Raw genomic sequence first — 15114 nt, 5'->3', positions numbered from 1 at the left:
TAAAGTTAGTTTGTCTAGCATCTAAAAATAAAAATTGACGTTTCACGTTGTTTGTTTCGTTCAGTTTTCAAAGAACTCGTCCGTCGCTCAGAAGCGACTTTATTAATATAACATTTCGTTATATTTTCGTCAACAACTTTTTTTCAATAAGTTGTTTTTCGTTTGTTTTACTTATTACCTTTCGTGGCAACGAATATAAATATACCAGTTTGATTATTAAAACGCAATAGTTTTTCTAATAAAATTTTTAACTTAGTAAAAAAGTATAAAAACAGCACATTTCTTCTATATAAATATAATTTCTCGCACCATCAAGAACTACTATCCCCACGTAGCTCATACTCAAATAAAAAAAGCTTTGGAGAAATCTCCAAAGCTTAGTCTTGTTTATGACGCATAGCAGGGAATAATAATACATCACGAATAGATGGTGCATTCGTTAACAACATAACAAGACGATCAATACCAATTCCTAGTCCACCTGTAGGAGGCATACCGTACTCAAGAGCTTCAATATAATCATCATCCATCATGTGAGCTTCATCATTACCTTGTTCGCGCTCTTTTAATTGCGCTTCAAAACGTTCTTTTTGATCAATCGGATCATTTAGCTCAGTAAATGCATTTGCATGTTCACGTGCAACGATAAATAATTCGAAACGATCTGTGAATCGTGGATCTTCGTCATTCTTTTTCGCAAGTGGCGAAATTTCTACCGGATGACCGTAAATAAATGTTGGTTGGATTAATTTATCTTCTACTTTTTGTTCGAAGAATTCGTTTATAATATGACCAACTTCCATCGTATCCTTAATACCTACATTATGTTCTTTTGCAAGTTCACGCGCTTCTTCTACACTCATTGGATTCCAGAAATCTGCTCCTGAATGTTCCTTGATTGCATCTACCATATGAAGACGTGTCCATTCTGGTTCTAGATTAATTTCATAATCACCATATTGGATTGTTGTTGTACCTAGTACTCGCTTCGCAATATGAGCAACCATATTTTCTGTTAGTTTCATAATATCTTTATAATCAGCATACGCTTCATATAATTCAATCATTGTAAATTCTGGATTATGACGAGTTGATACACCCTCATTACGGAATACACGACCGATTTCATAAACTTTTTCTAATCCACCCACAATAAGGCGTTTTAAATGAAGTTCAATTGCGATACGCATGTATAATTCCATATCTAACGCATTATGGTGCGTAATGAAAGGACGCGCAGAAGCTCCACCTGCAATTGCATGCATCATAGGTGTTTCCACTTCAAGATAACCATTGTCATCTAAGTATCTTCTCATTTCACGAATGATTTTACTGCGAGTAACGAATGTTTCACGGCTTTCCATACTTGTGATTAAGTCTAAGTAACGTTGACGGTAGCGTTGTTCAACATCTTTTAATCCATGATATTTATCCGGTAATGGACGAAGAGATTTCGTTAATAGTGTAAAGCCCGTTGCTTTCACTGAAAGTTCTCCAACGTTCGTTTTGAACACTTTACCTTCAATACCTACTAAATCACCTAAATCTGCTGTTTTAAATAATTCGTACTCTTCATCTCCAACAGCATCTTTACGAACATAAATTTGAACTTGTCCATGTAAATCTTGAATATGTGCAAATCCAGCTTTTCCTTTACCGCGTTTTGTCATAATACGACCAGCGATAGAAACAGAGATTTCTTTCTCTTCTAATTCTTCTTTAGAGAACTCTCCATATAAGCTTAATAAGTCATTTGTTGCATTTGTACGTTCAAATCGTTTACCGAACGGATCGATTCCTTGCTCACGTAAGTTATGTAACTTTTCACGACGAACAAGCAATTGGTCGTTTAATTCTTCGTGGTTCATGTTATCCATGGTATTGATATCACTCCAGCTCTATTAATTTTTACAATATATACAGTATAGCATTTTCTACTCAACTAGAAAAACTGCCAGCAACTAGCTGGCAGTTCTTCTTTCTTTCACGTAATTATAGGAAGTGTATAGAAGAATGTCAATCTTCCCTATCTATTATTAACCAACGTGAATTGTTTGTTGTTTCGCTTCTACTTCTTCTACAAATGCACCTAATACATTCGCAAGGTCCTCACGCGTATTACAAGCATTGATACCATTACGTACAGTTGCATTACCACGAACACCCTTTAAATACCAAGCTGCATGCTTTCTCATCTCTCTTACAGCGACATTTTCGTTCTTTAAATCGATAAGACGATCCAGATGCAACATACATACGTCAATTTTCTCACGCACTGTCGGTTCCGGCATTAATTCACCTGTTTCCAAATACTTTACCGTACGATAAATCATCCACGGGTCCCCAAGGGCAGCGCGACCAATCATAACACCGTCTACACCAATTTCATCAAGCATACGCTTTGCATCTTGTGGCGTTTCGACATCACCATTTCCGATAACCGGGATATTTACAGCTTGCTTTACTTGTTTAATAATATCCCAATCCGCTTTCCCTTCATACATTTGTACTCGTGTACGTCCATGAACTGCTACTGCTTGTCCGCCAGCACGCTCAACAGCTTTTGCATTCTCAATTGCAAAAATATGATCTGCATCCCAACCAATACGCATCTTAACTGTAACCGGCTTTTCAACAGCATCTACAACTGCCGCTACCATTTCATATATTTTATTTGGGTCTAAAAGCCACTTTGCTCCCGCGTCACACTTAATGATTTTCGGTACTGGGCAACCCATATTAATATCAATAATGTCTGCTGTCGTATATTTATCTACGTATTTCGCAGCATCTACAAGAGTTTCTTTCTCTCCACCAAAAATTTGTAAACTTAATGGCTTTTCTCTTTCGTCAATATATAACATATCTAATGTTCTTTTGTTATTAAGTAATATCGCTTTATCACTTACCATTTCAGCACAAACTAAACCTGCACCAAATTCTTTTACTGTCAAACGGAATGCAGAGTTACACACTCCCGCCATCGGTGCTAATACAACCGGGTTTTTCATCTCAATATTTGCAATCTTTAACACTCGACTTACTCCTTCCTTCATAGTCACTTCGGCATTAATTCCTCCACTGAAACCTTTAATGCCTTAGCAACTTCCACTACAAAATCTTGGGAAGGCGATCGATTCCCTCTCTCAACTTCACCTAAAACAGATACAGATACCCCTAACTCTTTCGCAAAACCTTCTTGTGTATAACCTTTTAGCTTTCGAAAAGCACGAATGCGTCTTCCCCATTTTTCTGCTTCCATACCGTTACTCCCTCTCGCCTTTTCATTTCTTCTACTTGTGAACGTGAAATGTTTTGTTTTATATCTTGATTAATCTCTAACAACGGAACGATAACAAAAGCTCTTTCGAACATCCGCGGATGCGGAACAATAAGATTCTCTGCTTCAATATTTTCTTGATTATATAGTAAAATGTCAAGGTCGATGGTCCTCGGACCCCATCTGATTTCCCTTTTTCTTCCTAAATCATTCTCTACTCTTTGTGTAATTTTCAATAGTTCTTGCGGTGATAAATTGGTAGAAATTTTTATAACTAAATTTAAAAAGCAACTTTGGTCAGTATAGCCAACTGGCTCTGTTTCATATACAGATGAAATATCGTTAACTTGGATATACGGGTTTTTGTTTAAAAACTGAATCGCTTCAGTTAAATACGTATAACGTTCTCCGATATTTGAACCTAATGCAATGTAAGCTATATTATTCATGGACGTTCTCTCGTAATTTCCACTGCTACAGCACGATAATGCCCAGGTATCGGCGGATCTGGTTTAATTACTTTAATTGTACAACGGAAAATACTCTCATATTGTTTCAATATATCTGCAGCAATATTTTCAGCGATACTCTCTACAAGCTTATACGTTCTATCTTCAACAACTTTTCTACATAACTCGAAAAGCTCTCCATAATTGACAGAATGCTCTAAGTCATCACTTTCTCCTGCCTGTTTCAAATCCAACTCCACCGTTAAGTCCACTTTAAATCTCTGACCCAATTTATTTTCCTCTGGGAATACACCATGATAACCGTAAAACTCCATATCATGAACATAAATTTTATCCAATTACTTTACCCCCTTACCAATCATCGCATCCATCATCTTAGCCATACGTGCCATTTCCTTCACATCATGAACACGAACAAACTCACAGCCCTTTTCAATGCCAAGACAAACGGTAGCTCCCGTTCCCTCAAGACGTTCCTCTACCGGTAAATCTAACACATGTCCAATAAAGGACTTTCTTGAAGTACCTAAGAGAACTGGATAACCCAATACGTTTAACTGTTCTAAATTACGCATCGCTTCTAAATTTTGTTCAGGTGTTTTAGCAAAACCGATGCCTGGGTCTAAAATGATATTCTCATCTCGCACACCAGCATCTTTAGCAATTTTAATACTGTCATATAAATCAGCAATCATATCAGCCATTAAATTGCGGTAATTCATGTTATCTCGATTATGCATCAAGATAATAGGTACATCGTAATGAGCTGCAACTTCAGCGATTTTCGGTTCCGCCTTCGCTCCCCAAACGTCATTAATAATATGAGCGCCCGCTTCGATTGCTTGTTTTGCAACTTCAGCTTTATACGTGTCGATAGAAATAGGCAATTTCACTTCTTTTGCAACCGCCTGAATCATCGGAACAACTCGCTTGATTTCTTCTTCCACTGATACTTTAGCAAAACCCGGGCGAGTAGATTCACCGCCGATATCAATAATATGAGCACCTTCATCTCGCATTTCTTTCGCATGGCGCACCGCAGCCTCTATCTCGTTGTAACTCCCACCATCGGAAAACGAATCTGGTGTTACATTTAAAATCCCCATAATTAAAGTTTTTTCATTTAAGTTCAATGTATATTCGCCGCAGCGCAAATCATAATCCCACTTCAAACTACACATCTCCTCTTCACAATTCATTTCTGCTCCACAATTTCTCTCTCTGCATTTCGTAAAGATTCATAAACCTTTTTGTAACCATACCTACTTTACCCGGGAAATCTCGTCCCTCTATATGATAAAGTGGAACAATTTCTTGAATCGAGTTCGTTACGAAAACTTCATCAGCTGAAAGTAATTCATCTTTTGTAAAGAAACCTTCCTTTACTTCGATGCCCAGCTCTTCAGCAACCTTTATAATAAACGCACGAGTGATACCATTTAAAATCCCTGTTTTTAACGAAGGTGTATACAAAATATCACCTTTCACGAAAAAGAGATTCGAAACAATACCCTCTGCAACATAACCTGTTTCAGTAAGGAAAATACCTTCCTTATTCACAACATTTCCAATTTCACGTTTTCCTAAAATGTTATTTAAATAATGATGAGACTTTAAGCGAGACGCACCCTCTGGTGTATTTCGCACTTGCTTTAAAACAACCCCTTCTTTTTCAACTACATCTCCCGGGGCTGCCAAAGGTTTTATAAAAACAATAACAGACGGCTCTTCATACATTTCCGTTTGCAATCCAATTTCATCTATACCCGCTGATACATTAAAACGTACATATGCATGCTCTAATTCATTCTTAACGAGTAAATTCTTCAAAATAAGCAGTACTTCATCTTTCGTCATTGTCCATTTAATTTGCAATGTATGCAGTGCATCTATTAAACGATCATAATGATCATCCAATAAGAAAGGATGACCATTATAAATACGAAACGTCTCAAAAACCCCAAGACCATATACATAACCATGGTCATAAGGAGAAATTCTCGCTTCACTTGCTTCTACATACTCACCATTTACGTAAATTAACATGATGTCACACTTGGACTGTATTTACGGATGAAATTCTGCAACAACTCTTTCCCGTGGGAAGTCATAATTGATTCCGGATGGAACTGTACACCTTCAATCGGTAATGTTGTATGACGGAGCGCCATAATTTCCCCTTCTTCTGTCCAAGATGTTACCTCTAAGCAATCAGGTAACGTCTCTTTCTTAACGATAAGGGAATGATAACGTGTCGCAGTAAACGGATTAGGGATATCCGAAAAAATCGTCTTTCCGTCATGATGCATAAGCGACGTTTTCCCATGCATTAAGCGCTCCGCACGTATAACCTCTCCACCAAACACTTGTGCAATGGATTGATGTCCAAGACAAACCCCAAAAATCGGAATCTTTCCAGCAAAGTATTGAATAACCTCCATACTAATACCTGCTTCATTAGGACTACACGGACCTGGCGAAATCATTAAAAAGTCTGGCTTCATATTCTCAATATCTGAAATAGTCACTTCATCGTTACGTTTAACAACAAGCTCTTGTCCAAGTTCTCCAAGAAACTGCACTAAATTAAATGTAAAAGAATCATAATTATCAATCATTAATATCATTTCTCTCACCTAACCGTTTCTTCGCTACGTTCTTTTGCACGCCATAAAGCAATCGCCTTTTTTAACGACTCTTTATATTCATTTTCCGGATTCGAATCAATTACAATCCCCGCTCCTGCTTGTACATGCGCTTTTCCATCTTTAGCAAGCAGTGTTCTAATTACAATATTCAATTCTGTATCTCCAGAATAACCGATCCACCCGATTGAACCTGTATAAATCCCTCGGCGAACAGGTTCTAATTCTTCAATAATTTCCATCGTACGTATTTTCGGGGCACCAGTAATTGTTCCCCCAGGGAATACAGCCTTCACTAAATCAAAAGCATCTTTATCTTCTTCCACCTCACCACGCACATTAGAAACAATATGCATAACATGTGAGTATTTCTCAATTACCATAAATTCATCTACTTCTACAGTGCCATATTTACAAACACGCCCTAAATCATTTCGTTCTAAATCCACAAGCATGACGTGCTCTGCTCTTTCTTTTTCGTTCTCAATTAATTCTTTTGCTAATTCTTCATCCTCTTGCTCATTCGCCCCTCTAGATCTCGTTCCAGCAATCGGTCTTGTACTTACTTCGGTTCCCTCTTTCTTAATTAGTAACTCTGGCGATCCACTAACAATTTGAAAATCCCCGAGCTCCAAGTAACCCATATATGGAGATGGATTAATCTCACGAAGACTTGTATAGATTTCTAGTGGGTGTGTTTGTAACGTTCTTTCTTGCCTTGTCGACAAGTTTACTTGGAACACATCACCAGCCCCAATATATTCTTGAATACATTCAACCGCCTTCATAAAGCTTTCTTCTGTAAAAGCAACTGTTTCACTTTTCTCTTCAGGGCATGCAAAAGGTATATTCACTTCTGGCGCTTCTGTCGCCCAAAGAATCTTCCATTCATTTAATCGCTCTTTTGCCTCTTCATGCTTATCTACATAATGTGTAATAATCCATAATACTTTTTCTTTTTGATCATACACAAACACATCATCAAATAATAAAAAGAATATATCAGGTATATTAATGTCATCCTCCGCATGGGAAGGGAGTTTTTCAATATAACGGATGCAATCATAACTAAAGTAACCAATTGCACCACCTTGAAATGGAGGGTATTCCGGATTATAGTCCGTTTTCCATCGCTCCATATATTCCTGCATTAAATCTAATGGGTTTCCTTGTTTTATTGTTTCCTTACCACTTTCGCTTATATGTAACGTTTCACCCTTCCCTCGGATTACCGCTACTGGGTTCAACCCCACAATGTTATAACGACCGCCACGTCCACTCTCTAACAAAATATGTTGCGGTTTATCCTTAGAAAGAAATTTATACTGCTTAAAGAAATCTAACTGATATGGAATAGAAAGCGCTAAAGATTTTCTTCGTTGCATATCAACACCCCGTCTTCTTTTATCCCACCCTCTTAGATTAACCACCTCAAACTACATTCGTTATATATATAAAGTGGTTATACTCGAAGGCTAGTGAAAATAAATTAATTATACTACCTCTTATTTTACATGAAGTTTTCTAGTCATTCACTCTTTTCCTATTTCCAATCCAAAAAGAAAAAGCATCCTTTTTCAAGGATGCTTTTTCAATCACATATAATTAAGACTCAAATTGATACAGCGGTGTACTTAAATAACGTTCACCGTTACTTGGGATAATAACAAGTACCTTTTTCCCTTTACCTAACTTTTTCGCAATTTCTGTTGCTGCATAAATAACTGCTCCAGAAGAGATACCCACTAAAATACCTTCCTCTTTAGCCACTCTTCTTGCATATTCAAATGCTTGCTCTGCTTTTACTTGAACAATTTCATCATATACCTCTACATCCAATGTCTCTGGGATGAATCCCGCCCCAATTCCTTGGATTTTATGTGGACCCGGTTTCCCACCAGATAGTACTGGTGAATCCGCAGGTTCTACTGCATAAATTTTAATATCTTTATACGCTTCCTTCAGTACTTCACCAGCACCAGTAATCGTTCCACCTGTACCAATACCTGCAATAAACGCATCTAATTGGTCACCCATTTGTTCAACAATTTCTGGCCCTGTTGTTAAACGATGAATTTCTGGATTCGATTGGTTTTTGAACTGTTGTGGTATAAAGTATCCATGCTCTTTTGCTAATTCAGTCGCTTGACGAATCGCTCCACCCATTCCTTCAGGCCCTGGAGTCAATACTAATTCTGCACCGTAAGCACGTAACAAATTACGACGCTCAATACTCATTGTTTCTGGCATTACTAAAATTGCCTTATATCCTTTAGCGGCCGCTACCATCGCTAAACCAATTCCTGTGTTACCACTTGTCGGCTCAATGATTGTATCGCCTTCTTTTAATAATCCTTTTTTTTCAGCATCTTCAATCATAGCTAATGCAATACGATCTTTAACACTGCTCCCTGGATTCATAAATTCTAATTTTAAGTATATATCTGCGCTGTTTGATTCTACGATGCGGTTCAACTTAACGATCGGCGTTTTCCCGATTAATTCTGAAACTGATTGTGCCACTCGCATTCCTGTCACTCCTAACACCGAGTATTTTTATTGGTTTTATCTATATTTAGATTTTGTCAGAAAATTCCCTTTTTGTCAATCTATTTAGAGGACGGATTCCCTCACTTCCCTTATTACAAACTCTCAATTAAATTTGTAATATCTTCTTTAGAGAACTTGTATCGCTCATTACAGAAATGACAATGAACTTCTGTCTCTTCTTCTTCTTCACGAATTTGCTCTAACTCTGTTTTACCCAAACTAATTAACACACTCTCAATACGTTCGCGTGAGCATGTGCAATTAAATTGAACATCCATCACTTCTAATACTTTTACTTTATCTTCTTCAAGAACTGCATACAGTAACTCTTCTGGAGAAAGCCCTTGTTCGATTAACGTTGATACAGGAGGAATCTTCTGCAAACGATCTTCAATGAATGAAATTGTTTCTTCCTGTGCACCTGGCATAATTTGAAGGATAAATCCACCTGCCGCTAATACGCTGTCATCTCCATTTACAAGAACGCCGACTCCTACAGAAGAAGGTGTTTGCTCAGAAACTGCAAAATAATACGTGAAGTCTTCCCCTAATTCTCCTGAAACAATTGGAGATTGACCAATAAACGGCTCACGCATACCAATATCTTTAATTACTGTTACAAATCCTTCAGTACCTACCGCTTGATATACACGTAATTTCCCTTGTTCCGTTCCTTCAAAATCAACATGTGGATTCGTTACATAACCACGTACATCCCCATTCGCATGAGCATCTACTAAGATGGGACCAATCGGACCATTACCTTCTACCTTAATCGTTAACTTTTGGTCACCTTTTAACATCGCGCCCATCATTGTACCTGCAGTTAAAGAACGACCAAGTGCCGCTGAAGCTGTTCTCCATGTATCATGACGTCTTTGCGCCTCACTTACTGTGTTTGTAGTACGTACACTATATGCACGCACTTCCCCATCAAACGCTAACGCTTTTACTAAATAATCTTTCATACTCATTTATTCACCTTTCTCATGCTGTAAATTTGCATTACGCTCGTATAACATATACAAACCCTTTAATGTTAAAAATGGATCTACAACGTCAATTACATTCGATTCTTCTGAAATTAATTTCGCCAATCCACCTGTTGCGATAACTTTCGGTTCTTGTTTAGCTTCCTCTTTCATACGCTTAACAATACCTTCCACTTGTCCAACATAACCATAAAGAATACCAGATTGCATCGCACTTACCGTATTCTTTCCAACAACACTGCTTGGTTTTGTAATTTCAATACGAGGAAGTTTTGCCGCTCTACTATATAAAGCCTCTGCTGAAATCATAATTCCCGGCGTAATAACTCCACCCATATAATGCTTTTCTTCGTTAATATAACAATATGTAGTAGCCGTACCGAAATCGACAATAATAAGCGGACTTCCATATAAGTGGATTCCTGCTACTGCATTTACAATTCGGTCCGCGCCTACTTCACGTGGATTTTCATATTTAATATTTAGCCCCGTTTTTATTCCAGGACCTACTACAAGCGGTTTAATTTTAAAATACTTTTCACACATGCGCTCTAAAGCAAACATAATTGGTGGTACGACTGAAGACACGATAATACCTTTCACATCTTCAAACGAAAGACCTTCATGCTCAAGCAACTGCTTTACAAGCATTCCATATTCATCTTCTGTCTTATGACGATCTGTTTCCATGCGCCAATGTTGACGAAGTTCCCCCTCTTCAAACACGCCTAGCACAGCATTTGTGTTCCCTACATCCAATACAAAAATCATATTCTCACCACTTATCTTATTTAATCTATATTTGTGCAATATGTATAAAACTTATAAAAACATCATATCACACATACTTATATAATCAGCTTTTCTATCCTCATCATTTTACAAAAAGATTACACTCTATTTCAATTTTTAATACCAGATTTACTTAAATTTTTTTCTACTTCATTTCGTTCCACAAATAAAAAAAGGAGTGACCATCGTCACTCCTTCATCTCTTACTTATCTTCTGATTCTTCATCGTCCTTCTTCATATTGATGTTTACTTTCACATCATCTGAAGATGTTGGACGCTCTGGCAATCTGCCGTAATCATATAAATGATTGATTTGCTCTGCATCTAACGTTTCTACTTCAAGTAACGTTTTCGCAATAATATCTAGCTTATCACGTTTTTCAGTAAGAATTTGTTTCGCGCGAGCATAACATTCTTTTATAATAGTTTGCATTTCCACATCGATTTCATGTGCAATTGCATCACTGTAGTTTTGTTCTGAATGGAAGTCTCTTCCTAAGAACACTTGACCACCTTGTGAGCTACCGAATTGCATCGGTCCAAGCTTATCACTCATACCGAATTCCGTAACCATACGTCTTGCAATACCAGTCGCACGTTGGAAGTCGTTGTGAGCACCTGTACTTGCTTCACCAAACACAATCTCTTCAGCTACTCGACCACCAAGTAAACCAGTGATTTTATCAAGTAACTCTGGTTTTGTCATGAAGTAACGATCTTCTTTCGGAAGCATTACTGCATATCCACCAGCTTGACCACGAGGGACAATTGTTACTTTATGAACGATATCTGCTTCATCAAGGACAACACCAATTACAGTATGGCCAGCTTCATGGAATGCAACGATATTACGTTCTTTTTCAGAGATAACACGACTTTTCTTAGCTGGACCTGCAATAACACGATCCGTTGCTTCATCAATATCACTCATATCAATTTTCTTCTTATCTTGACGCGCAGCCACTAAAGCAGCTTCGTTTAATAAGTTTTCAAGATCCGCACCAGAGAACCCCGGTGTACGAGTTGCAATTGCTCTTAAGTTGATATGATCATCAAGCGGTTTATTACGAGCATGTACTTTCAGCACAGCTTCACGGCCATTTACATCTGGACGATCTACTGTAATTTGACGGTCAAAACGACCTGGACGTAATAACGCTGGATCAAGAATATCAGGACGGTTTGTTGCAGCGATGATAATAATACCTTCGTTTGCACCGAATCCATCCATTTCAACAAGTAATTGGTTCAACGTTTGCTCACGCTCATCATGGCCACCACCAAGACCTGCGCCACGTTGACGTCCTACTGCATCAATTTCATCAATGAAAATGATACAAGGAGCATTTTTCTTTGCATTTTCGAATAAATCACGTACACGTGATGCACCGACACCGACGAACATCTCTACGAAATCAGAACCACTGATAGAGAAGAATGGAACGCCTGCCTCACCTGCAACGGCACGTGCTAGTAAAGTTTTACCTGTACCTGGAGGTCCTACTAATAGAACACCCTTCGGAATACGGGCACCAACTTCAGCGAACTTACGAGGATCTTTCAAGAATTCAACTACCTCAACAAGCTCTTGTTTCTCTTCATCCGCTCCAGCAACATCTCTGAAACGAACTTTTTTCTTTTCGTCATTATATAACTTCGCCTTACTTTTCCCGAAGTTCATAACACGGCTACCGCCGCCCTGAGCCTGGTTTAATAAGAAGAAGAATAAAATGAAGATAATGACAAACGGAATGATAGAAGTAAAGAACGTTACCCAAGCACTTGTTTCTTCTGCTGGTTGATACTTAACTTCAGCACCTTGCGCTTTGTCATTAATTTTCTTTTGTAATTCCTCAGTATTTGGTGCATAAGTAACAAATTGTTCTCCTTGGCTAGAGTTGTTAAATTGTCCTTTTACCTCAAATACACCATTTTTCGGTTGAAGTTGCACATTACGCACTTCACCTTTTTCTAGTTTAGTAATGAATTTATCGTAGCTAACTGATGTCGTTTTTTGTGTCGAACCATTAAAATAGCTCACGATTCCAATTACTACTAGGAATATCAGTAAATAAAAGATGGTATTACGGAAGATACGATTCATTCCTAACCTCCTCTCACGGCATAAACACTATAGTAAATCGTAACATAGAAAAACTTTCCTATACAATTGTGACGCCTGTATTTAATTAATTTGAGTAAACACTTGGTTTTAATACTCCTACATAAGGAAGATTACGGTACTGCTCTTTATAATCTAATCCATACCCTACAACAAATTCATGTGGAACAGTAAACCCAACATAATCCGCTTTCAAATCTACCTTACGGCCTGTCGGCTTATCTAATAACGTAACAATTTTTACAGACTTCGCTTTACGATATTTGAATAGGTCTACTAAGTAACTTAGCGTAAGACCGCTATCAATAATATCTTCAACGATTAAAATATCGCGACCCTCTACAGAAGTATCAAGGTCTTTTAAAATTTTCACTTCGCCTGTTGAAACAGTAGAGTGACCGTAACTAGATACAGCCATAAAATCCATTTCAAGATATGTATCTGTTCTCTTTAATAAATCTGCCATGAATGGCATTGCGCCCTTTAATACACCAATCGCAAGAGGTATTGTATTTTTATAATCCTCTGCAATAACCGCACCTAATTCGCGCACCTTTTCTTGTATTTGTTCTTCAGAAATTAATACTTTTTCGATATCTTGATTCATCATTTCATTATCCTCCCGGAAGACTCCTTGCTTTTGTAGTGAATAATCATATATTTATCCTTCTTTGCCGTCTCTTTCGAGATAGCAAACGCAGATCGCTTCAACAAGGGTACCCAAATAATATTCCCACTTGCATCACAAACGACCGGCCATTCTTCTCTTTTTTCTCTTGGTACTTTTGCTTCAATAAAAATAGTTTTTATCTTTTTTGTGCCATTCATACCTTGTATTGACATGCGATCTCCATTTTCTCTAGAACGAATACGAAGTGGATATGATATATCATTATACTTAGCAACAAATACTGTTTCATTCATGTTACTTGGTATATCTTCGCTCACCTCTGTTACAAGCTTATCCCCGTTCGATAGCGTAATTGTCCCGGGCACTGATAAATCTTGTAAAAAAGGAGAAACAATTTCTTGTTTAAATCCAAAGCTGCACTCCTCGTATGCACGAACAATTTTTAAATCACCTGGGAAATCAAGTGAACCCGAAGGTTGTGTCCGCTTAAAAAACTCGATCACTTTGTCAATATGTATAGAGGAAAGAGAAGATGGAATCTTATATTCATAAAGATAGTTTAATATTAGTTGAATCCCTCTTCTTTGTAAAGGCATAGACATGGATTCAAAGGCAGGAATTGATAAGCTAATTTGTTTATCACTTTTTTTTGTAATTACTTTATTCATTTTCTCAAAAGCTAATTCCTGCAAATACGCCTCATCCTCTTGCATCTGCATGCTAAATTTTTGGAATTTCTCATGCACTTGTGAATTTTCTTCTTTCAAATGAGGAAGAACATATTTACGTAATCGATTCCTTGTATATACTTCCTTTTTATTACTTGGATCTATACGGGGAATTATTTTTAGCTTATTACAGTAATCAACAATCTCTTCCTTCGTTACTCCAAGTAACGGCCTAATTAAATATCCATTATGAAAAGGACGCTTCACTGCAATTCCTGCATATCCTTTCGGAGTACTCCCTCGTACAAGGCGCATTAAAATCGTCTCTACTTGATCATCACCATGATGTCCAAGAGCTACATATCTCGCATCATATTTCTTCATTATTCTTTCCAAAAATGCATATCTGCATTCTCTAGCAGCAACCTGTGCATTCATTCCATGTTGCTGTTGATATTGCGACACATTAATCCTTATCGTTTCGCAAATAACTCCCAGCCCTTTACAAAGGTCCTGCACAAACTGTAGGTCCTCATGAGATTCATCACCTCTAAACATATGGTCCACATGTGCCACTACAATTTCGAACTGTTTTGCTGCTCTTTTTTCTAACAAATAATATAGAAGAGCCAAAGAGTCAGGACCACCAGAAACCCCTACAACAATTGTTGAACGTTCCTTTAATACATCATGCTGCTTTACAAAGTCATCTACCTTTTCAACAAATGTATCTTTCAACTTCGTAATCACCTTTCATTAAACAAGAACAGCAACGTTAGTTACCTTGTTTATAATGGTACAACTTTTACAAACATTGTGCAAAAAAAAGATATACAAAAATTACATTTTTATCTTACATCATCCGTACATATTCACAAAAATAATAACATTATCTTTTAAAGTAAAAAAACCTAGGCATCCACCTAGGTTTTTAGAAAGCAACAGTGATAAAGAAACATCACA

15 protein-coding genes are annotated in these 15114 nt (G+C 37.5%); all 15 read right to left on the bottom strand.

The genetic code is table 11. The features are described 5' to 3' along the window. Positions 1-377: 377 nt before the first annotated feature. Complete coding sequence (gene lysS, locus AC3WTA_RS28195) at positions 378-1877, bottom strand: lysine--tRNA ligase (RefSeq protein WP_000369674.1); 1500 nt, start codon at positions 1875-1877, stop codon at positions 378-380. 159 nt (positions 1878-2036) lie between these two features. Further along, on the bottom strand, positions 2037-3035 hold the full coding sequence (gene dusB, locus AC3WTA_RS28190) for a tRNA dihydrouridine synthase DusB (RefSeq protein ID WP_000912237.1): 999 nt from the start codon (positions 3033-3035) through the stop codon (positions 2037-2039). A gap of 23 nt (positions 3036-3058) precedes the next feature. Then, positions 3059-3262, bottom strand: a complete 204-nt coding sequence (locus AC3WTA_RS28185; RefSeq protein WP_000387029.1) for a helix-turn-helix domain-containing protein — start codon at positions 3260-3262, stop codon at positions 3059-3061. Next, positions 3214-3729: a 2-amino-4-hydroxy-6-hydroxymethyldihydropteridine diphosphokinase gene (folK, locus tag AC3WTA_RS28180; protein ID WP_001059453.1), complete on the bottom strand. Its 516-nt coding sequence runs from the start codon at positions 3727-3729 to the stop codon at positions 3214-3216. The genes AC3WTA_RS28185 and folK overlap by 49 nt, the downstream gene beginning before the upstream one ends. Next, entirely contained in the window at positions 3726-4088 is a 363-nt protein-coding gene (folB, locus tag AC3WTA_RS28175; protein WP_000358076.1) for a dihydroneopterin aldolase, read from the bottom strand. The genes folK and folB overlap by 4 nt, the downstream gene beginning before the upstream one ends. Further along, positions 4089-4949: a dihydropteroate synthase gene (gene folP / locus AC3WTA_RS28170; protein WP_002096157.1), complete on the bottom strand. Its 861-nt coding sequence runs from the start codon at positions 4947-4949 to the stop codon at positions 4089-4091. Further along, complete coding sequence (gene pabC, locus AC3WTA_RS28165; RefSeq protein WP_000909866.1) at positions 4939-5796, bottom strand: aminodeoxychorismate lyase; 858 nt, start codon at positions 5794-5796, stop codon at positions 4939-4941. Before pabC ends, folP begins: the two co-directional genes overlap by 11 nt. After that, positions 5790-6377 carry an aminodeoxychorismate/anthranilate synthase component II gene (gene pabA / locus AC3WTA_RS28160; RefSeq protein WP_000602298.1) on the bottom strand — a complete coding sequence of 196 codons (588 nt, stop codon included), beginning with the start codon at positions 6375-6377 and terminating at the stop codon, positions 5790-5792. Before pabA ends, pabC begins: the two co-directional genes overlap by 7 nt. Before the next feature lie 5 nt (positions 6378-6382). Beyond that, positions 6383-7780 (bottom strand): aminodeoxychorismate synthase component I, encoded by a 1398-nt coding sequence (gene pabB, locus AC3WTA_RS28155; protein ID WP_001189683.1) that lies wholly within the window; start codon positions 7778-7780, stop codon positions 6383-6385. Positions 7781-8000: 220 nt separating this feature from the next. Then, positions 8001-8924 (bottom strand): cysteine synthase A, encoded by a 924-nt coding sequence (cysK, locus tag AC3WTA_RS28150; protein ID WP_001261726.1) that lies wholly within the window; start codon positions 8922-8924, stop codon positions 8001-8003. A 113-nt stretch (positions 8925-9037) separates the two neighbouring features. Further along, positions 9038-9913, bottom strand: a complete 876-nt coding sequence (hslO, locus tag AC3WTA_RS28145; RefSeq protein WP_033657699.1) for a redox-regulated molecular chaperone HslO — start codon at positions 9911-9913, stop codon at positions 9038-9040. Between the two features lie 6 nt (positions 9914-9919). Next, positions 9920-10708 (bottom strand): type III pantothenate kinase, encoded by a 789-nt coding sequence (locus AC3WTA_RS28140; protein ID WP_000578367.1) that lies wholly within the window; start codon positions 10706-10708, stop codon positions 9920-9922. A gap of 224 nt (positions 10709-10932) precedes the next feature. Beyond that, positions 10933-12834, bottom strand: a complete 1902-nt coding sequence (gene ftsH / locus AC3WTA_RS28135; RefSeq protein ID WP_001079657.1) for an ATP-dependent zinc metalloprotease FtsH — start codon at positions 12832-12834, stop codon at positions 10933-10935. Between the two features lie 85 nt (positions 12835-12919). Then, a complete protein-coding gene (gene hpt / locus AC3WTA_RS28130) occupies positions 12920-13462 on the bottom strand; it encodes a hypoxanthine phosphoribosyltransferase (protein ID WP_000981845.1) in 543 nt (180 codons plus the stop codon). Next, complete coding sequence (gene tilS, locus AC3WTA_RS28125; RefSeq protein ID WP_000655444.1) at positions 13459-14889, bottom strand: tRNA lysidine(34) synthetase TilS; 1431 nt, start codon at positions 14887-14889, stop codon at positions 13459-13461. Before tilS ends, hpt begins: the two co-directional genes overlap by 4 nt. Between the last annotated feature and the right edge of the window lie 225 nt (positions 14890-15114).

The sequence above is a fragment of the Bacillus sp. EB106-07-01-XG149 genome, from assembly GCF_058791555.1.
The sequence above is the reverse complement of the archived record's forward strand: the minus strand, read 5'-3'. Positions and strand labels throughout refer to the sequence as shown.